The 20,746-nt window shown below is 57.0% G+C and carries 17 protein-coding genes; 13 read left to right on the top strand and 4 right to left on the bottom strand.

Annotated features, from left to right (window positions below; genetic code table 11):
• Positions 1 to 212 precede the first annotated feature (212 nt).
• The 5 genes from O1721_RS01925 (at position 213) to pckA (ending at position 6,396) form a co-directional block, all read left to right on the top strand.
• Positions 213 to 2,351, top strand: coding sequence for an intracellular growth attenuator family protein (locus O1721_RS01925; RefSeq protein ID WP_017384151.1), 2,139 nt, complete (start codon positions 213 to 215; stop codon positions 2,349 to 2,351).
• Positions 2,352 to 2,415: 64 nt separating this feature from the next.
• The gene (gene yrfG, locus O1721_RS01930) at positions 2,416 to 3,099 is read left to right on the top strand and encodes a GMP/IMP nucleotidase (protein WP_000550486.1); all 684 of its coding nucleotides are present in this window, start codon (positions 2,416 to 2,418) and stop codon (positions 3,097 to 3,099) included.
• Positions 3,096 to 3,497 (top strand): ribosome-associated heat shock protein Hsp15, encoded by a 402-nt coding sequence (gene hslR / locus O1721_RS01935; RefSeq protein WP_003861618.1) that lies wholly within the window; start codon positions 3,096 to 3,098, stop codon positions 3,495 to 3,497. The genes yrfG and hslR overlap by 4 nt, the downstream gene beginning before the upstream one ends.
• Before the next feature lie 24 nt (positions 3,498 to 3,521).
• Entirely contained in the window at positions 3,522 to 4,400 is an 879-nt protein-coding gene (gene hslO / locus O1721_RS01940; protein WP_023304550.1) for an Hsp33 family molecular chaperone HslO, read from the top strand.
• A 379-nt stretch (positions 4,401 to 4,779) separates the two neighbouring features.
• Positions 4,780 to 6,396 carry a phosphoenolpyruvate carboxykinase (ATP) gene (pckA, locus tag O1721_RS01945; RefSeq protein ID WP_015571439.1) on the top strand — a complete coding sequence of 539 codons (1,617 nt, stop codon included), beginning with the start codon at positions 4,780 to 4,782 and terminating at the stop codon, positions 6,394 to 6,396.
• Between the two features lie 93 nt (positions 6,397 to 6,489).
• Here the strand turns inward: pckA and envZ are convergent, their stop codons facing one another.
• Complete coding sequence (envZ, locus tag O1721_RS01950; protein ID WP_003861615.1) at positions 6,490 to 7,836, bottom strand: two-component system sensor histidine kinase EnvZ; 1,347 nt, start codon at positions 7,834 to 7,836, stop codon at positions 6,490 to 6,492.
• Positions 7,833 to 8,552, bottom strand: coding sequence for an osmolarity response regulator transcription factor OmpR (gene ompR, locus O1721_RS01955; protein WP_001157751.1), 720 nt, complete (start codon positions 8,550 to 8,552; stop codon positions 7,833 to 7,835). Before ompR ends, envZ begins: the two co-directional genes overlap by 4 nt.
• A 228-nt stretch (positions 8,553 to 8,780) precedes the next feature.
• Here ompR and greB point away from each other — a divergent pair, with 228 nt between their 5' ends.
• The 5 genes from greB (at position 8,781) to feoC (ending at position 14,816) form a co-directional block, all read left to right on the top strand.
• The gene (greB, locus tag O1721_RS01960) at positions 8,781 to 9,254 is read left to right on the top strand and encodes a transcription elongation factor GreB (RefSeq protein WP_017384149.1); all 474 of its coding nucleotides are present in this window, start codon (positions 8,781 to 8,783) and stop codon (positions 9,252 to 9,254) included.
• An 87-nt stretch (positions 9,255 to 9,341) separates the two neighbouring features.
• A complete protein-coding gene (locus O1721_RS01965) occupies positions 9,342 to 11,672 on the top strand; it encodes a Tex family protein (RefSeq protein WP_015571440.1) in 2,331 nt (776 codons plus the stop codon).
• Between the two features lie 319 nt (positions 11,673 to 11,991).
• Positions 11,992 to 12,219 carry a ferrous iron transporter A gene (gene feoA, locus O1721_RS01970; protein ID WP_015571441.1) on the top strand — a complete coding sequence of 76 codons (228 nt, stop codon included), beginning with the start codon at positions 11,992 to 11,994 and terminating at the stop codon, positions 12,217 to 12,219.
• Between the two features lie 30 nt (positions 12,220 to 12,249).
• On the top strand, positions 12,250 to 14,568 hold the full coding sequence (gene feoB / locus O1721_RS01975) for a Fe(2+) transporter permease subunit FeoB (protein WP_032649729.1): 2,319 nt from the start codon (positions 12,250 to 12,252) through the stop codon (positions 14,566 to 14,568).
• A gap of 11 nt (positions 14,569 to 14,579) precedes the next feature.
• Entirely contained in the window at positions 14,580 to 14,816 is a 237-nt protein-coding gene (gene feoC, locus O1721_RS01980) for a [Fe-S]-dependent transcriptional repressor FeoC (RefSeq protein WP_017384148.1), read from the top strand.
• Here feoC and bioH read toward each other — a convergent pair.
• Positions 14,791 to 15,573, bottom strand: coding sequence for a pimeloyl-ACP methyl ester esterase BioH (gene bioH / locus O1721_RS01985; RefSeq protein ID WP_015571444.1), 783 nt, complete (start codon positions 15,571 to 15,573; stop codon positions 14,791 to 14,793). The two genes, feoC and bioH, sit on opposite strands and share 26 nt — an antisense overlap.
• Before the next feature lie 36 nt (positions 15,574 to 15,609).
• Here bioH and gntX point away from each other — a divergent pair, with 36 nt between their 5' ends.
• The 3 genes from gntX (at position 15,610) to gntT (ending at position 18,549) form a co-directional block, all read left to right on the top strand.
• Positions 15,610 to 16,290, top strand: a complete 681-nt coding sequence (gntX, locus tag O1721_RS01990) for a DNA utilization protein GntX (RefSeq protein ID WP_017384146.1) — start codon at positions 15,610 to 15,612, stop codon at positions 16,288 to 16,290.
• Positions 16,291 to 16,351: 61 nt separating this feature from the next.
• Entirely contained in the window at positions 16,352 to 16,927 is a 576-nt protein-coding gene (nfuA, locus tag O1721_RS01995; protein ID WP_003861601.1) for a Fe-S biogenesis protein NfuA, read from the top strand.
• A gap of 305 nt (positions 16,928 to 17,232) precedes the next feature.
• Positions 17,233 to 18,549, top strand: coding sequence for a gluconate transporter (gene gntT / locus O1721_RS02000; RefSeq protein ID WP_017384145.1), 1,317 nt, complete (start codon positions 17,233 to 17,235; stop codon positions 18,547 to 18,549).
• A gap of 111 nt (positions 18,550 to 18,660) precedes the next feature.
• On the opposite strand, the gene malQ is transcribed toward gntT, so the two are convergent.
• Positions 18,661 to 20,739 (bottom strand): 4-alpha-glucanotransferase, encoded by a 2,079-nt coding sequence (malQ, locus tag O1721_RS02005; RefSeq protein WP_017384144.1) that lies wholly within the window; start codon positions 20,737 to 20,739, stop codon positions 18,661 to 18,663.
• Positions 20,740 to 20,746 lie beyond the last annotated feature (7 nt).

A 20,746-nucleotide genomic window follows, 5' to 3' on the forward strand; every position in this document is an offset into this window, starting at 1 on the left:
TTCAAAACAAATGTCAAGAGGTTGAAATGTTTCCAGGAATTTGCTGATATCGCGCCGGAACAGGCTTTGTTATCATTACCGGTCACTGGGATGCGCGTCAACATGCTCAAGTTAGACTCCATACTTGCCGATAGCCGACCACAGAATCTCATTCATTGTACAAAAGGTGCGACTGACAACACCTGTAAGAAGATAAGTAAGATGGGGAAAGCATGAGCACCATTTTGATTTTTCTCGCTGCTGTGCTGGCCTGCGCGTCGATTGCGGTGTGGGTATTCAGGCGCCGCGTACATCGCCGTTATCGGCTGCCCTTTTTGAACGCGTTTGCCGGGGCAAACACGCGCAAGCTTTCGCCAGAGGAACGCAGCACCGTTGAGCAGTATCTCGACACGCTGAACCGATCCCGGCTTTCGCCTGGCCCTACCGGCGCCAGCGCCGCCCCCGTATCGCTCAACCTGAACGCCCAAAGTGACACCGTTCTGTGCGTAACGCGCTCCATTACCCGCTACGGTATTACAACCGACGATCCCAACAAGTGGCGTTACTATCTCGACTCTGTTGAAGTGCACCTGCCTCCCTTCTGGGAGCAGTATATTAACGACGAAAACAGCGTCGAGCTCATCCATACCGATACGCTGCCGCTGGTTATCTCCCTCAATGGTCATACTCTGAGCGAATATGTTCAGGAAGCGCCACGCTTTGCGCTGGAACGCGCAAGCGGAACGCAGGCCTCTATTCGCGGTGAAGAGACTGAGCAGATCGAACTGCTGAACATCCGCCAGGAGACGCATGAAGAGTACGTCCTGAGCCGCCCGGATGGCATTCGCGAAGCTGTGTTGATTGTCGCCTCGTTCCTGCTCTTTTTCATCTGCCTGCTGACGCCGGACGTGTTTGTTCCGTGGCTCGCGGGTGGCGCAGTACTGCTTCTGGCCGCCGGGCTATGGGGCATATTTGCTCCGCCGGCAAAAACGTCATTACGCGAAATTCACTGCCTGCGCGGAACCCCAAAACGCTGGGGACTGTTCGGTGAGAACGATCAGGAACATATCAACAATATCTCGCTCGGGATCATCGATCTTATCTATCCGCGCCACTGGCAGCCGTGGATTGCGCAGGACCTTGGCCACAAAACGGATATTGATATCTATCTCGACCGCCACGTTGTACGCCAGGGGCGCTACTTATCCCTGCACGACGAAGTGAAAAACTTCCCGCTTCAGCACTGGCTCCGCAGCGCGGTGATTGCCGGTGGTGCCGCGTTAATCTTCGTCATGCTGCTGCTCTTCGTGCCGCTGGATATGCCGATTAAATTTACCCTGTCGTGGATCAAAGGGGCGCAAACTGTGGAAGCCACCAGCGTACAGCAGCTCGAAGAAGCGGGTGTACGAGTGGGAGATACGTTGCGCCTCAAAGGCACCGGGATGTGTAATATCCACACGCCGGGCGCCTGGAACACGCGCCAGAACTCGCCGTTCGCGCCGTTCGACTGCTCTCAGATCATCTGGAATGACGCCTCTCCGCTGCCGCTGCCGGAATCGGATGTGGTCAACAAGGCCACTGCGCTCACCCAGACGATTAATCGCCAGCTCCATCCAAAACCGGATGATGATTCTCGCGTCAGCCCTGCCCTGCGTTCGGCTATTCAGAAGTCGGGCATGGTGCTGCTGGATGACTTTGGCGAAATCGTCCTGAAAACCGAGGATCTCTGTTCCGCCCAGGATGACTGTATCCGGCTGAAGAACGCGCTGGTCAACCTCGGCAACAGCAAAGACTGGGACGCGCTGGTGAAACGCGCCGAAGCGGGACGCCTGGACGGTGTGAACGTGCTTCTGCGTCCGGTCAGCGCCGAGTCGCTGGATAACCTGGTGGCGACCTCTACCGCCCCCTTCGTGATGCGTGAAACCACCCGTGCCGCCCAGGCGCTTAACAGCCCCGCGCCCGGCGGTTTTGTGATTGCCAGCGATGAAGGCAGCGACCTGGTGGATCAACCTTATCCCCAGGTTTCGCTCTATGACTATCCTGCCCAGGAGCAGTGGAGCGAATTCCAGCGTCTGGCACAGATGCTGATGCAGACGCCATTCAGCGCGGAAGGGATCGTCACCACCCTCTTTACCGACGCCAACGGCACGCGTCATATTGGCCTGCACCGTATGCCGGATAGCGCTGGCCTGTGGCGCTATATAGGGACATCCCTGCTGCTGATTGCGATGCTGGCGTGCATCGTCTGGAACGGTTATCAGGCCGTACGCCGCTATCAGCGTTCCCGCACGCGGCTGGCAGAAATCCAGGCCTACTACGAAAATTGCCTGAACCCGAAACTGATCTCCTCTTCCGAGAGCCTGATCGGATAACGTCCCTGCGCGACAAGTTGTGCTACCCTGTCGCGCACGTTTCTTCTGGCTGGAGTTCCCCCTTATGCATCTTAATATCGACTGGCAGGCGGTCGATACCGTCCTGCTTGATATGGACGGCACGCTGCTTGATCTCGCCTTTGATAACTATTTCTGGCAAAAGCTGGTCCCGGAAACATACGGTGAACAGCAGGGGATCTCCCCGGCGGAAGCGCAGGAATTCATTCGTTCGCAATATAGCGCGGTGCAGCATACGCTAAACTGGTACTGTCTTGACTACTGGAGCGAGCGACTCGGTTTGGATATTTGTGCCATGACCACCGCCCAGGGCGCACGCGCCGTACTGCGCGACGATACGGTCCCGTTCCTGGATGCGCTGAAAGCCTGCGGTAAGCGCCGCATTTTGCTGACGAATGCGCATCCCCATAATCTGGCCGTGAAGCTGGAACATACCGGTCTTGCTTCACACCTTGATTTATTGCTTTCCACCCACACATTTGGTTATCCGAAAGAGGATCAGCGGTTGTGGCATGCCGTGGTGGAAGAGACCGGTTTACAGCCGGAACGCACGCTGTTTATTGACGACAGCGAGCCGATTCTGGATTCTGCGGCCGCTTTTGGCATTCGCTATTGTCTGGGCGTGACTAATCCGGATTCCGGCCTGGCTGAAAAAAGCTATCTGCGACATCCGGGGCTGAACGACTATCGCCGGATGATCCCCTCACTCACCGTGAAGGAGACGCCATGAAAGAAAAACCCTCTGATGGGGTAAGACTGGATAAATGGCTGTGGGCCGCCCGTTTTTACAAAACGCGCGCCCTTGCCCGTGAAATGGTTGATGGCGGAAAGGTGCATTACAACGGTCAGCGCAGCAAACCGAGCAAGCTGGTTGAACTGAATGCCACGCTAACGCTTCGCCAGGGCAACGATGAGAAAACGGTGGTGGTGAAAGCCATTACCGAGCAGCGGCGGCCCGCAACCGAAGCCGTTTTGCTGTATGAAGAGACGGCCGAAAGCATAGAGAAGCGCGAGAAAACCGCGCTGGCGCGCAAGATGAATGCGCTGACCATGCCTCACCCGGACCGGCGACCGGATAAAAAAGAGCGCCGCGATCTGATGAAATTTAAACACGGTGAGAGCGAGTAACCCTCACCTGCACGAGAGATGAAAATGGCCCAACACGACCAATTACACCGCTATCTGTTTGAACAATTCGCCGTGCGCGGCGAGCTGGTCACCGTATCCGAAACCTGGAAACAGATTCTGGAAAACCACAACTACCCGCTGCCGGTGAAAACCCTGTTGGGCGAACTGCTGGTTGCCACCAGCCTGCTGACCGCCACGCTGAAGTTCGCTGGCGATATTACCGTTCAGTTGCAGGGTGATGGCCCGATGTCGCTGGCGGTGATCAACGGCAATAACCAGCAGCAGATGCGCGGCGTGGCGCGCGTTCAGGGCGATATCCCTGAAAATGCGGATCTGAAAACGCTGGTCGGAAATGGCTACCTGGTTATCACGATCTCGCCTGAAGAGGGTGAGCGCTATCAGGGCGTTGTCGGTCTGGAAGGCGACACGCTTGCCGCCTGCCTGGAAGATTACTTCATGCGTTCCGAACAGCTGCCAACCCGCCTGTTCATCCGCACCGGTGAAGTGGATGGTCAGCCTGCTGCCGGTGGTATGCTGCTTCAGGTTCTGCCTGCGCAGGATGCGCAGACCAATGATTTCGAGCATCTGGCAACGCTGACGGAAACCATCAAAGCGGAAGAGCTGTTCACCCTGTCGGCGACCGACGTGCTGTGGCGTCTGTACCACGAAGAAGAAGTGACGGTTTACGATCCGCAGGATGTGGAATTTAAGTGCACCTGCTCTCGCGAGCGTTGTGCTGGCGCCCTGAAAACGCTGCCGGATGAAGAGATCGACAGCATCATGGCGGAAGACGGTGAGATCGATATGCACTGTGATTACTGCGGTACGCACTACGTGTTCAATTCCATGGATATCGCGGAGATCCGCAATAACGCCTCTCCAGCGGACCCGCAGGTTCACTAAACCTCTTTCCCCTCACCCTAACCCTCTCCCCAACGGGGAGAGGGAACTTGAACACCCTCACCCCTTTGGGTGAGGGGTAAAAAACGCCACCCAAGCTGAATCGTTTTCCCAATGTAACCCTTACGTAATTTTCTTACATGTATGCGATTACATTCACATTCTTCTGGATAAATTCACCAGAGATTAACCTTTTAAGAACATTTTCCCCATCCAAAAAGCGATTCCTGCGATAATCTGCCCGCCCTGTGACTGGAGTCGCAGCGTTTTCCGTTAGTAAGGGTTTTGACCAGATACGTAAATCTATGAGCCCCGTCGCGGTTAACATCCCCAGAAAAACCCTACAATTTTAGGCAGTACATATTGGCTAAGGAGCAGTGATATGCGTGTTAATGGTTTAACCCCGCAAGATCTCAAGGCTTATGGTATTCACGACGTCCAGGAAGTGGTCTACAACCCCGATTACGATACGCTGTATCAGGAAGAGCTCAATCCGGCACTGGAAGGATACGAGCGTGGTGTGTTGACGAACCTGGGTGCTATCGCCGTCGATACGGGTATTTTTACCGGTCGTTCGCCTAAAGATAAGTATATCGTCCGAGACGACACCACCCGCGATACGCTGTGGTGGGCTGATAAGGGCAAAGGGAAGAACGATAACAAACCGCTCTCCCCGGAAACCTGGCAGCATCTGAAAGGACTTGTCACCCATCAGCTTTCCGGCAAGCGTCTGTTTATTATTGATGCGTTCTGCGGCGCTAACGCCGACACCCGTCTCTCCGTACGGTTCATTACTGAAGTGGCCTGGCAGGCGCATTTCGTGAAGAACATGTTCATTCGTCCGACCGATGAAGAACTGCAAGACTTCACCCCTGACTTTATCGTGATGAACGGCGCGAAATGCACCAACCCTCAGTGGAAAGAACAGGGTCTGAACTCCGAAAACTTCATCGCCTTCAACCTGACCGAGCGTATCCAGCTGATCGGCGGTACCTGGTACGGCGGCGAAATGAAGAAAGGGATGTTCTCGGTCATGAACTACCTGCTGCCGCTGCGCGGTATCGCCTCCATGCACTGCTCGGCGAACGTCGGGGAAAAAGGCGATGTAGCAGTGTTCTTCGGCCTTTCCGGCACCGGTAAAACAACGCTGTCCACCGATCCAAAACGTCGTCTGATTGGCGACGATGAACACGGCTGGGATGATGACGGCGTGTTTAACTTTGAAGGCGGCTGCTACGCGAAGACCATTCGCCTGTCGGAAGAGGCAGAGCCGGATATCTACCACGCGATTCGCCGCGATGCGCTTCTGGAAAACGTCACCGTGCGTGCCGATGGCTCTATCGACTTCGACGATGCCTCGAAAACGGAAAACACCCGCGTCTCTTACCCGATCTACCACATCGAGAACATCGTCAAGCCGGTATCGAAGGCGGGTCATGCCACGAAGGTGATTTTCCTGACCGCAGATGCGTTCGGCGTGCTGCCACCGGTTTCCCGCCTGACCGCCAGCCAGACGCAGTACCATTTCCTCTCCGGCTTTACCGCTAAACTGGCGGGTACCGAGCGCGGTGTGACCGAGCCAACCCCAACCTTCTCCGCCTGCTTCGGCGCGGCGTTCCTGTCGCTGCACCCAACGCAGTATGCGGAAGTGCTGGTGAAACGCATGCAGGCATCCGGCGCCCAGGCGTACCTGGTGAACACCGGCTGGAACGGTACGGGCAAACGTATCTCCATCAAAGATACACGCGCCATCATCGACGCGATTCTGGATGGTTCGCTGGATAACGCCGAGACCTTTACGCTGCCGATGTTCGATCTGGCGATCCCAACAGCGCTGCCGGGTGTGGATACGCGTATCCTGGATCCGCGTAACACCTACGGTTCACCGGAACAGTGGCGTGAGAAGGCTGAATCGCTGGCGAAACTGTTTATCGAAAACTTCGAGAAGTATACCGACACACCGGCCGGTGCTGCGCTGGTGAGTGCGGGACCAAGGTAAAAGCAAAAAGGCAACGAAAGTTGCCTTTTTTAATGTTTTCTCCCTCTCCCCGTGGGAGAGGGCCGGGGTGAGGGCATCAGGCCCCACCCTTTTTTAACTCTCTTTCACCTGCCCCCGTAAAACCGGCACCGGTAACCACGCACGAATGCTCAAACCACCCCGCTCGCTGGTGCCAATTTCCAGCAGTCCGTTATGGTTATCAACAATACGCTGCACAATCGCCAGGCCCAGGCCGGTTCCGCTGGTGCTGCGGGCGCTGTCGCCGCGCACAAATGGCTGGAACAGGTGCTTACGCTGCTCAGGCTTGATGCCCGGGCCATCGTCTTCCACCTGGAACCAGGCGCGGTTGAGTTCCGTACCGCTGCTGACTTTGATCCAGCCGTTGCCGTAGCGCGCCGCGTTAACCACCATATTCGCCACCGCGCGTTTAATGGAGAGCGGGTGCATACGTACCTGAATCTCGCCTGCCTGAAGGTCGGTCGCAATTTCACGTTCGTAGCCGCTTTCGGCGGCAACCACTTCGCCCAGAACCGCATTCAGATCCGCCATCTCCATCGGCATCTCCTGCCCGGTGCGCAGGTAGTCGATAAACTGCTCGATGATAGCGTTACACTCTTCGATATCCTTGTTGATGGACTCTGCAAGATAACCATCCTGCTCGCCCATCATCTCTGTTGCCAGCCGGATACGCGTCAGCGGGGTGCGAAGGTCATGGCTGACCCCCGCCATCAGCAGCGTACGGTCGTCCGCCAGCTGTTTAACACCGGCCGCCATGTGGTTAAACGCACGCGTTACCGAGCGCACTTCCGATGCTCCATACTCGCGCAGCGGTGGCGGGATAATACCTTTACCGACCTGCAATGCCGCATGCTCCAGGTCGACCAGCGGTCGGTTCTGGATACGAATAAACAGCCATGCGCCGCCGATGGCCAGCAGCATGATCGCCAGGGTGTATCGGAACAGCGGCGAGAAGTCACCCTGATGAATCTCGGTGAGCGGAACGCGCACCCAGATGTTGGGTGACAGCCAGGTTTTCAGCCAGACAACCGGCGAACTTTTATTGACCTCAACGCGCACTTCCGTCGGGCCGCCAAGCTGCTGCGCCATCTGCTGGCTGAGGAATTCATAGTGCTGCGCCCAGCGCAGGCCGGCATCTTCCGCCGCTTCGTTGGAGTAGAGCGAAATGCCCAGCTCACGGTAGATTTCCCGACGGAACGCCGGGGGAACAACCAACTGCGTGCCGTCCTCCAGTTGCAGTTTGTCGGTCATCAGCATACGCACTTCGTATGCCAGCACCTTATTAAACTGCTGAAGGCTCGGCAGGATTGCAAAGTTCAGCACCACCAGGTAGGTCGTCACCAGGCTGACAAACAGCAGGGTGACGATCAATAACAGCGTGCGGGCAAACGAACTTCGCGGCGAGAAGCGCATTCGCCTCATGCTTTAGAGCCGTCCGGGACAAACACGTAGCCCAGACCCCACACGGTCTGAATATAACGAGGATGCGCCGGATCTTCTTCCACCATACGGCGCAGACGAGAGATCTGCACGTCGATAGAACGCTCCATCGCGGAGTATTCACGACCACGCGCCAGGTTCATCAGCTTGTCACGGGAGAGCGGCTCACGCGGGTGACTGACCAGCGCTTTCAGCACCGCGAACTCGCCGCTGGTGAGCGGCATTGGCTCATCTTCACGGAACATTTCACGGGTGCCGAGGTTCAGCTTGAACTTACCGAATGCAATGACGGCCTCTTCCTGAGATGGCGCGCCCGGCAGCTCGTTCGCCTGACGACGCAGCACGGCGCGAATACGCGCCAGCAGTTCACGCGGGTTGAACGGCTTTGGAATGTAGTCATCAGCGCCGATCTCAAGGCCGACGATACGGTCAACTTCTTCACCCTTCGCCGTCACCATGATGATCGGCATCGGGTTGCTCTGGCTGCGCAGACGGCGGCAAATAGAGAGCCCGTCTTCGCCAGGCAGCATCAGGTCCAACACCATCAGGTGGAAGGATTCACGCGTCAGCAGACGATCCATCTGTTCCGCGTTCGCGACGCTACGAACCTGGAAGCCCTGCTCGGTCAGATAACGTTCCAGCAGCGCACGCAGGCGCATGTCGTCATCTACGACCAGAATTTTGTAGTTCTCTTGCATTGTGTGTACTCCCAAAGGTTCGGATAAGCCTGGAACAGCGTATTCTAAAAAAGTGCACGGGTTCGACCAGCAAATTCTGGTATAAATTCTAGACGAAATTGTTACAAAGCATATTTAACAGCAGCTTATCTGTTCATTTCATCACATAAATCATTATTAATCTTGTCTGTTACACTGTGCGCTACGTATTGTGCGCAAAGACAGTTAACCGGCATTAAAGGCTGCACCATGAAAACGCCTCTGATCACCCGTGAAGGGTACGAGAAACTCAAAAAAGAGATGGATTACCTGTGGCGCGAAGAGCGTCCGGAAGTGACCAAAAAAGTCACCTGGGCAGCAAGCCTGGGCGACCGCAGCGAGAATGCGGACTACCAGTACAATAAAAAGCGGCTGCGCGAAATCGATCGCCGGGTACGCTACCTGACGAAGTGCCTCGAGAATCTCAAAATTGTCGATTACTCCCCGCAGCAGGAAGGTAAAGTGTTCTTCGGCGCGTGGGTCGAAATTGAAAACGACAGCGGCGACACCCTGCGTTTTCGTATCGTCGGCTACGATGAAATTTTCGGGCGTAAGGATTACATTTCTATCGACTCCCCCATGGCCCGCGCCCTGCTGAAAAAAGAGGTAGGCGATTTAGCCGTTGTCCAGACGCCTGCGGGTGAAGCAAGCTGGTACGTCAACGAAATCGAGTATGTTAAATAGTCCGAGAGCGCCCTCCCCGGCTGGCATTTTTTGGTGTCAGCCCGTATAACTATCCCCCTGATTTTCGATCCACAAGATGAACTGACCATGATGAAAGAGTCGCTCTGCCGCATTATTGCGGGTGAACTTCAGGCCAGAGCCGAACAGGTAGAAGCTGCCGTTCGCCTGCTTGATGAAGGGAACACCGTGCCGTTTATTGCACGTTATCGTAAGGAAGTCACCGGCGGTCTGGATGACACGCAGCTGCGAAACCTGGAGACCCGTCTGGGCTATCTGCGCGAGCTGGAAGACCGACGTCAGGCGATCCTCAAATCTATCGGCGAGCAGGGCAAGCTGACCAGTGACCTGGAAAAAGCCATTAACGGTACCCTGAGTAAAACCGAGCTCGAAGACCTCTATCTGCCGTACAAACCGAAGCGCCGCACGCGCGGGCAGATTGCGATCGAAGCCGGCCTTGAGCCACTGGCCGATCTGCTGTGGAACGAGCCGTCTCACGATCCGGAAACCGAAGCCGCCAAATTTATCGACGCCGATAAAGGCGTAGCGGACACCAAAGCCGCGCTGGACGGCGCGCGCTATATTCTGATGGAGCGCTTCGCCGAAGACGCGGCGCTGCTGGCCAAAGTGCGTGATTACCTGTGGAAGAACGCGCATATCGTCTCCACCGTGGTGTCCGGCAAAGAGGAAGAAGGCGCGAAATTCCGCGACTACTTCGATCACCACGAACCCATTTCTACCGCGCCGTCTCACCGCGCGCTGGCGATGTTCCGCGGCCGTAACGAAGGCGTGCTGCAACTCTCCCTGAATGCCGATCCGCAGTTTGACGAGCCGCCAAAAGAGAGTCACTGCGAGCAGATCATTATCGACCATCTGGGTCTGCGCCTGAACAACGCCCCGGCGGACAGCTGGCGCAAAGGCGTGGTGAGCTGGACCTGGCGCATCAAGGTTCTGATGCACCTCGAAACCGAGCTGATGGGCACCGTGCGCGAGCGCGCCGAAGACGAAGCGATCAACGTCTTCGCCCGTAACCTGCACGACCTGCTGATGGCGGCGCCAGCTGGCCTGCGCGCCACCATGGGTCTCGATCCGGGTCTGCGTACCGGCGTGAAGGTGGCTGTGGTTGACGGCACCGGCAAGCTGGTTGCCACCGACACCATTTACCCGCACACCGGTCAGGCAGCGAAAGCGGCTGTCGTCGTCGCCGCGCTGTGCGAGAAGTACAACGTTGAGCTGGTTGCCATCGGTAACGGTACGGCGTCCCGCGAAACCGAACGTTTCTATCTCGACGTGCAGAAGCAGTTCCCGAAAGTGACGGCGCAGAAAGTGATCGTCAGCGAAGCGGGGGCATCGGTCTACTCCGCCTCTGAGCTGGCAGCGCAGGAGTTCCCGGATCTGGACGTTTCCCTGCGCGGTGCGGTCTCTATCGCCCGTCGTTTGCAGGATCCGCTGGCGGAGCTGGTGAAGATTGACCCGAAATCCATCGGCGTGGGCCAGTATCAGCACGACGTGAGCCAGACGCAGCTGGCGCGCAAGCTGGATGCGGTAGTGGAAGACTGTGTTAACGCCGTCGGCGTGGACCTGAACACCGCTTCCGTTCCCCTGCTGACCCGCGTGGCGGGCCTGACCCGTATGATGGCGCAGAATATCGTCGCCTGGCGTGATGAGAACGGTCAGTTCCAGAACCGCCAGCAGTTGCTGAAGGTGAGCCGTCTGGGGCCAAAAGCATTTGAGCAGTGCGCGGGCTTCCTGCGCATCAATCACGGCGATAACCCGCTGGATGCCTCTACCGTTCACCCGGAAGCCTATCCAGTTGTCGAGCGTATCCTGGCCGCCACCCGGCAGGCGCTGAAAGACCTGATGGGCGACAGCAGCGCGCTGCGTAACCTGAAAGCGGTGGATTTCACCGACGAACAGTTCGGCGTGCCGACGGTCACCGACATCATCAAAGAGCTGGAAAAACCGGGCCGCGATCCGCGCCCTGAGTTTAAAACCGCGACCTTTGCTGAGGGCGTAGAAACCATGAACGACCTGCTGCCGGGCATGGTGCTGGAGGGGGCGGTAACCAACGTCACCAACTTTGGCGCGTTTGTGGATATCGGCGTACATCAGGATGGTCTGGTGCATATCTCTTCCCTCGCCGACAAGTTCGTTGAAGATCCGCACACCGTGGTCAAAGCGGGCGACATCGTGAAGGTGAAAGTGCTGGAAGTGGATCTCCAGCGCAAGCGTATTGCCCTGACCATGCGTCTGGACGAGCAGCCGGGCGACACTAACGCGCGCCGTGGCGGTAATGGCGGTGGCCGTGAACAGCAGCGTCCGGCAGCGAAAGCCGCGAAGCCACGCGGACGTGACGCACAGCCGGCGGGCAACAGCGCGATGATGGATGCGCTGGCAGCGGCGATGGGTAAGAAACGCTAATGCTGTAAATGCCCGGTGGCGCGACGCTTACCGGGCCTACGGTTTTGTAGGCCGGGCAAACGCAGTGCCGCCCGGCAAGCAGGCCGCAGGGAATTAAAATAAATATGTTGTATCCATATTTAAACCACGAATTATCACCTCATTAACAAATAGCCCTCTTTTTATTTTCACCTCAATTTCGAAAATATTGAGCAAGGTCAAGCAGACCGCAAATTAATACGATTAACAACATCCCGTCACATTTTTATTATTGCTGATAAAAACTATTCTCATTATCATCGCAGTGTAGATTATTTAACCTATCGTGGAATCAGGCGCTATGCAATTCACTCCAGACAGTGCGTGGAAAATTATCGGTTTTACCCGTGAGATAAGCCCGGCCTATCGGCAGAAGCTCCTGTCACTGGGCATGCTACCCGGCTCATCATTCCAGGTTGTGCGCGTTGCGCCGTTGGGCGATCCAGTTCATATCGAAACCCGACGCGTTAATCTGGTTCTGCGTAAAAAAGATCTCGCATTAATTGAAATTGAATCTTTATCCCGTTAACAAGCCAGCGGTTTCAGTGAGTCTACTACAATGAAAAAATTAACTATTGGCTTAATTGGCAATCCTAATTCCGGCAAGACAACCTTATTTAATCAGTTAACTGGCGCACGCCAGCGTGTGGGAAATTGGGCAGGCGTGACGGTTGAACGCAAAGAAGGCCAGTTCACCACGACAGATAATCAGGTCACGCTGGTTGATTTACCGGGGACCTATTCCCTCACCACGATTTCATCCCAGACCTCTCTCGATGAGCAAATTGCCTGCCACTATATTCTGAGCGGCGACGCGGATCTGCTTATCAACGTGGTGGATGCCTCTAACCTCGAACGAAATCTGTATCTCACGTTACAGCTGCTGGAGCTGGGTATTCCCTGCATCGTGGCGCTTAACATGCTCGACATCGCGGAGAAGCAAAAGCTGCGCATCGACGTCGATGCCCTCTCCGCCCGTCTGGGCTGCCCGGTGGTTCCGCTGGTTTCCACCCGCGCTCGCGGCATTGACGCCCTGAAGCTGGCGATTGACCGCCACACGGGCAATGCCGACGTCGAACTGGTGCACTACGCCCAGCCGCTGCTGCGCGAAGCCGGGCAGCTGGCGCAGGAGATGGATAACAGCATGCCCGCCAGACAACGTCTGTGGCTTGGCCTGCAAATGCTGGAAGGCGATATCTACAGCCGCGCCTACGCAGGCGATGCGGCGGATAAGCTGGACGTCGCACAGGCTCGCCTTAGCGACGAGCTGGATGACCCGGCCCTGCACATTGCGGATGCGCGCTATCAGGCCATCGCCGCTATCTGTGACGTGGTCAGCAATGCATTAACCGCTGAACCCAGCCGCTTCACCGCCGCCGTGGATAAAATTGTGCTCAACCGCTTCCTCGGTTTACCGATCTTTTTACTGGTGATGTATGTGATGTTCCTGCTCGCCATTAACATCGGCGGTGCATTACAACCTATCTTTGATGGCGGCTCTGTCGCTATCTTCGTGCACGGTATTCAGTGGCTGGGCTACACCCTCCACTTCCCGGAATGGTTGACCATCTTCCTTGCGCAGGGGATCGGCGGCGGGATCAATACCGTCCTGCCGCTGGTGCCGCAGATCGGCATGATGTACCTGTTCCTCTCCTTCCTTGAGGATTCCGGTTACATGGCGCGCGCCGCCTTCGTGATGGACCGCCTGATGCAGGCGCTGGGGCTGCCGGGCAAATCCTTCGTGCCGCTGATTGTCGGCTTTGGCTGTAACGTGCCGTCGGTGATGGGCGCACGCACGCTGGATGCCCCGCGCGAACGCCTGATGACCATCATGATGGCGCCGTTCATGTCCTGCGGCGCGCGGCTGGCGATCTTCGCGGTCTTTGCCGCGGCGTTCTTTGGTCAGGAAGGAGCGCTGGCCGTCTTCTCCCTGTATGTGCTGGGTATCGTGATGGCTATTCTCACCGGCCTGATGCTGAAGCACACCATCATGCGTGGCGAAGCGTCGCCGTTCGTGATGGAACTGCCGGTTTATCACGTTCCGCATCTGAAAAGCCTGATTATTCAGACATGGCAGCGCCTGAAGGGCTTCGTTCTGCGCGCCGGTAAGGTGATTGTGGTGGTCAGCATTTTCCTGAGCGCCCTGAACAGCTTCACTCTGAGCGGCCAGGCCGCGGACAACATTAATGACTCTGCCCTGGCCTCCGTCAGCCGGATCATTACGCCGGTCTTCAAACCGATTGGCGTTCAGGAAGACAACTGGCAGGCAACCGTGGGCCTGTTCACCGGCGCGATGGCAAAAGAGGTGGTTGTCGGCACCCTGAACACGCTTTACACCGCGGAAAACATCCAGGAAGAGGCGTTTAATCCGGCAGCGTTCAACCTCGGCGATGAACTGCTTGGCGCGGTGGAAGAGACCTGGCAGAGCCTGAAAGACACCTTCAGCCTGAGCGTACTGGCGAACCCGATTGAAGCCAGCAAAGGCGACGGCGAAATGGCGACCGGAGCAATGGGCGTGATGGGCCAGAAATTTGGCAGCGCGTCGGCGGCCTACAGCTACCTGATCTTCGTCCTGCTCTATATTCCGTGCATCTCGGTCATGGGCGCCATTGCCCGTGAGTCCAGCCGCGGCTGGATGGGCTTCTCCATTCTGTGGGGGCTGAACATTGCCTACTCACTGGCGACCGTGTTTTATCAGGCCGTCAATTACAGCCAGCATCCGCGCTACAGCCTGGTCTGTATCCTCGCGGTGATCCTGTTTAACGTGATGGTGATTGGCCTGCTGCGCCGGGCGCGTAGCCGCGTTGACGTTAACCTGCTGGCAACGCGCAAAACCCCGACGACCTGCTGTAGCAGCCCTGCGGGCGACTGTCACTGAGGGGAAGAAAGATGGCATCGTTGATTCAGGTTCGTGACTTACTGGCGTTACAGGGACGAATGGAGGCGAAGCAGCTCAGCCTCAGCCTGCATACGCCGCAGCCGATGATCGATGCCATGCTGGAAAGGCTGGAGGCCATGGGGAAAGCCGTGCGCATTCAGGAAGAGCCGGACGGTTGTCTGTCCGGCAGTTGTAAGAGTTGTCCTGAAGGTAAAGCCTGTCTCAGGGAGTGGTGGACGCTTCGCTGATAAAACCGGACAGCGCCGAACAAAACTCAGCAGGATGAGAGATGAACGGCGCATGTGCCGCTTTGGCAACCACCATTGATTTACTCTCCGGCCACAGCGCATCCAGCAGCGGAACCACCTTGCGCGGAACCAGTCCATCCAGATAGCCATAAATACGCAGATGCGGCACCGTTAACGACGCCAGCGGCTCGCGCAGATCGGCCGTTTTCAGGATTTCCAGCCCTCCGTTCAGCACCTCAACCTCCGGCATCGGCAGAGAAAGCACCGTCTGCTTCAGCGTCCGCGCATCCTGACGGGCGGTTTCTGTTCCCATCGTCTGTAATGCCAGGAAACGCTCCACCGTCCGCTGGAAGTCTTCGCTCAGCTGATGCTGGAACCCGGCCAGCACCTCAGGTTTGATGCCCGGCCACGCCTCGCGGGCGCTGAAACAGGGTGATGAGGCAACGGTGATCAGCGCCTGGACCCGCTCAGGATGGCGCAGCGCAATCTGGCTTGCCACCAGCCCCCCCAGGCTCCAGCCGAGCCAGACGGCTTTTTGCGGCGCCGCTTCCAGAACCTGCTCCGCCATGTCGTCGAGCGTCATCGCGCCGTAGCCGTGGCTGCGGCCATAGCCCGGTAGATCCACCAGGTGTACCGTGAATTGCGAGGCCAGTTCCTCACTTATGCAACGCCACACTTCGGCGTTCAGTCCCCATCCGTGCAGCAGCACAAGATGACAATTTCCCGTCCCAACGGTCTGCCACCACAGCGTCTTCATCAGTTAACGTTCTCTTTTTTCACATGGAGGTTGCGTATGCTAACAGTGCCCGGCTTGTGCTGGCTATGCCGAATGCCACTTGCGATGAGCGCGTGGGGCGTCTGTTCCGTTTGCACGCGAGCGCTGGGTTACCTGAAGGGCTGTCCGCAATGCGGCTTGCCTGCCGTAAGCCAGACGCTCCCCTGCGGCCGTTGCCTGAAAAAAGCGCCGCCGTGGAGCGCGCTGGTGGCGGTGGATGATTACGTTTTGCCGCTGAGTCGTCTGGTTCATCAGTTTAAGTTTTCCAGCCAGACTGCACTGGCGCAGCCCCTGGCACGCCTGTTGTTACTGGCGGTATTACAGGCGCGAAGAACGCGCGGGCTGCCGCCGGTCGACACGCTTGTGAACGTGCCACTGTTTCAGCGTCGGCACTGGCGGCGGGGATACAATCAGAGCGACCTGCTGTGCCGTCCGCTCGCCCACTGGCTGGGTTGCCGGTACCCAGCCTCTGCGCTGAAACGTACTCATGCCACTGCCGTTCAGCACCGGCTCAACGCCCGGTCGCGCAAAAGGAACCTGAAAAACGCCTTTCGCCTTGAATTGCCGGTCAACGGCCTCCATATCGCGATTGTGGATGATGTCGTCACCACGGGCAGTACCGTGGCTGAACTTTCCCGACTGCTTTTGCAAAGCGGCGCCGCGTCAGTTCAGGTATGGTGTCTGTGCCGTACCTTGTAGCCCTTCTTCAATGGGCGTATGATTATACCCAGGTAATTTAGTCAACTATTAGGCCAAAGCTATGATCCGTATTTCCGATTCTGCACAAGCGCACTTTGCCAAACTGCTGGCAAATCAGGAAGAAGGGACGCAGATCCGCGTGTTTGTGATCAATCCAGGCACTCCGAATGCAGAATGTGGTGTCTCTTATTGTCCTCCGGATGCTGTGGAAGCAACTGACACTGCCCTTAAATTTGAACAGCTCACCGCGTACGTTGATGAGCTGAGCGCGCCGTATCTTGAAGATGCGGAGATTGATTTCGTCACTGACCAGCTGGGTTCTCAGCTGACGCTGAAGGCGCCAAACGCGAAGATGCGTAAAGTCTCTGACGATGCCCCGCTGATGGAGCGTGTGGAATATCTGCTGCAATCGCAGATCAACCCGCAGCTGGCCGGCCACGGGGGACGTGTTTCCCTGATGGAAATCACCGAAGATGGTCTGGCGATCCTGCAATTCGGCGGCGGCTGTAACGGCTGCTCCATGGTTGATGTAACCCTGAAAGAAGGGATCGAGAAGCAGCTGCTGAACGAATTCCCGGAACTGAAAGGCGTGCGCGATCTGACCGAGCACCAGCGCGGCGAGCACTCATACTACTGATTCAGTCCCTGTCTGTATTGCCCGGTGGCGCTGCGCTTACCGGGCCTACTTTTTCTTGCCTCCCCCTCTGTATGTTGACCTGCGTCTCATAATTTAAATTTTACCTGCCTGGGTGATTCTCAATCACATCATGTTACCCGTATCATTCTCGTGGGCACTCAACACCCTTATAACAGCCGACTAAACTTAACGTTTTCGCAGGCATCAGTATGAGTGCCGTTAACACTCTGTTCCCAGTTGGGACAACCGGAATTTGTCGTTGAAACAATGACGTTACCCATAACAATTCAAAGGCCAGGTCAATCATGCCATTAGTCATCGTCGCTATCGGTGTTGTGTTATTACTGCTCTTGATGATCCGCTTCAAAATGAACGGATTTATCGCTCTGGTTCTGGTGGCACTTGCAGTCGGTCTGATGCAGGGAATGCCGCTGGTTAAAGTTATCAGCTCCATTAAAGCCGGTGTCGGCGGTACGCTCGGCAGCCTGGCGCTGATCATGGGCTTCGGCGCCATGCTCGGTAAAATGCTCGCGGACTGCGGTGGCGCACAGCGTATTGCCACCACGCTGATCGACAAATTTGGTAAGAAGAACATTCAATGGGCGGTGGTGTTAACCGGTTTTACCGTCGGTTTCGCGCTGTTCTATGAAGTGGGCTTCGTGCTGATGCTGCCGCTGGTGTTCACCATCGCCGCTGCCGCCAACATCCCGCTGCTGTTCGTGGGTGTGCCGATGGCTGCGGCGCTGTCCGTCACCCACGGTTTCCTGCCGCCGCATCCGGGCCCAACGGCTATCGCCACCATCTTCCATGCCGATATGGGTAAAACCCTGCTGTTTGGTACGATTCTGGCGATCCCGACGGTGATTCTGGCAGGCCCGGTGTATGCGCGCTTCCTGAAAGGCATTGATAAGCCTATCCCGGAAGGGCTGTACAGCGCCAAAACCTTTACTGAAGAAGAGATGCCAGGCTTTGGCGTCAGCGTCTGGACCTCACTGGTACCGGTGATCCTGATGGCGATGCGTGCCATAGCAGAGATGGTTCTGCCGAAAGGTCACGCGTTCCTGTCCGTTGCGGAGTTCCTGGGCGACCCGGTGATGGCAACGCTGATTGCGGTCCTGATCGCCATGTTCACCTTCGGTCTTAACCGTGGTCGTTCCATGGATCAGATCAACGACACGCTGACTTCTTCCATCAAAATCATTGCCATGATGCTGCTGATCATCGGCGGTGGCGGCGCGTTCAAGCAGGTGCTGGTCGACAGCGGCGTGGATAAATACATCGCGGCCATGATGCATGAAACCAACGTCTCCCCGCTGCTGATGGCATGGTCTATTGCCGCGGTGTTGCGTATCGCGCTGGGCTCTGCGACCGTTGCGGCGATTACCGCGGGCGGTATCGTTGCGCCGCTGATTGCGACCACGGGCGTCAGCCCTGAGCTGATGGTTATCGCGGTTGGTTCCGGTAGCGTGATTTTCTCCCACGTGAACGATCCGGGCTTCTGGCTGTTCAAGGAGTACTTCAACCTGACCATCGGTGAAACCATCAAGTCCTGGTCCGCGCTGGAAACCATTATTTCGGTGTGCGGTCTGGTCGGGGTGCTGCTGTTGAATATGGTGGTTTGATGTATTAAGTCGGGTGGCGGCTATGCCTTACCCGACCTACTTAATGCACGTAGGCCCGGTAAGCGTTAGCGCCACCGGGCAATAAAAAACCCGCCACTGGCGGGTTTTTTATCATTTCTTCGCGGCTGCTTTTCGCCGTTTATCCAAATCCTTAATCAACCTGTTCACCCCGTCATCGGCGAACATCGCTTCAAGCGTTGTGGACAGCTTGCGGCGCCAGTTTTTGTACTGATAGCTGGTGCCGGGGATGTTTACCGGCTCCGCCATATCAATCCAGTCTTCCGGTTGCAGACCGAGCAACGCGCTGTTGCTGTCGGCAATATAGCGCTGTAAGCCACGGTTAAGCGTTGGCGTCATCGACATCAGCGACGCCTTATGCCCGGCGCGCTTCGGCAGACAGCCATGCTTATGCAGCGCATCCAGCAACCCCTGCTTCGCCAGCTCGCGATCCTGATACAGCCCACGCAGAACCTCTTCATCCGGGTAGAGACCCAGCGTTTTGCCGAGCGTCAGGTCACCGCTTTCCCAGTAGCCTCTGAGCGTAGGAAGATCATGCGTCGTCGCGACTGCCATTGACTGTTCAGGGTACGCTTTCGGCGCGCGGAAGGTTTTCTCATGGTCGTTTTCAAAATAGAGCACTTTGTAGGAGTAAACCCCGCTGTCGCGGAGCTTGCTGACAATTTCCACCGGCACGGTACCGAGATCTTCGCCAATCACCATGCACTGATGACGTTTACTCTCCAGCGCGAGGATTGAGAGCAGGTCGTCCACCGGATACTGCACGTACGCCCCGTGGTCAGCCGTTTCACCGTACGGGATCCACCACAGGCGCAGCACGGACATCACGTGGTCGATACGCAACGCACCGCAGTTCTTCATGTTAGCGCGCAGCAGGTCGATAAACGGCTCGTAGGCACGCGCCGCCATCACGTGCGGATCCATCGGCGGTAAGCCCCAGTTCTGACCAAGCGGGCCCAGAATATCCGGCGGCGCCCCCACAGAAGCTTTCAGGCAGTAAAGTTCACGGTCACACCAGGTTTCCGCCCCGCCTTCCGCCACGCCGACAGCCAGATCGCGATACAACCCGATCGGCATGTTATAGCCCTGGCTCACCTGCCAGCAGGCGGCAAACTGGCTGTACGCCAGCCACTGCAACCAGAGATAGAAATCCACCTCGTCGGCATGCGTCTCACAGAATGCCTTCACTTCCGGGGTATCCACGGACTGATACGCTTCCGGCCACACCGGCCAGCCCCAGCGCATCTCGTCCTCCTGAACCTGATACGCATGCAGCGCATCAAACGCTGCCTGCCAGTAAAGGCTCTCACCTTCCTGCATCACAAACTGGCGGAAGGCTGCCATCTGCTCGTCGTCACGCTTCGCAAAGCCCTTCCAGGCCAGACGCAGAGCCGCCATTTTCAGCGCGGTAACGGAGGCATAATCCACCCAGTCCGCATCGCGGGCCTGTTTCAGCAGCTGTTGCGTGGTCTCAAGCTTCCACCACGCCTGCGCCTCTTTGCTGTTTTTGAAATCGTCTAACGCGTTAACGTCGATGTAAATCACGTTCAGCCAGCGACGGGAAGACGGGCTGTACGGGCTGGCGCTTTCCGGATTCGCCGGATAGAGGGCGTGGATCGGGTTGAGGCCGATGAACGCGCCGCCGCGCTCACCAACAGATGCCAGCATCTTTTTCAGGTCGCCAAAATCGCCAATGCCCCAGTTGCTGTCCGAACGCAGGGTATAGAGCTGCACGCAGGCGCCCCACAGCTTTTTGCCTTCACGCAGCGCCTGCGGCTCATAGCAGCGCTTTGGCGCCACAATCACCCGACAGTGAAAACGCTGGTCGTCCCGGGTAAGCGTAAGCGTGTGGTAGCCCTCCGGCAGCTTCGCCGGAAGGTTGAGGGTTTTGCCGCCGGTGGCATGGCCTTTGTGCTGATGCCCCTCTTCGGTGGTGAGCAGCCAGCTGAACTCGCCGCGCCCTTCCACCGCCAGCGGCATCTTTTTGCCCGCGGTAAAGACCTTGACGTTCGGCACCGGCGCACCCGACGCTTTCGCGTCGGTTTTGTGCATGGCATCCAGCAAACGTCTTTTGGTGTCCGCACCAATAGACTGCGGTTTGCCGTGCGCATTGATGTAACTGAGGCTAATTCCCGCCGCCTGCGCGGCACTGTCCAGACGTTTACTCTCCATCGCGCTT

The organism is Enterobacter cloacae complex sp. HYC033_NIDB, assembly GCF_056673335.1.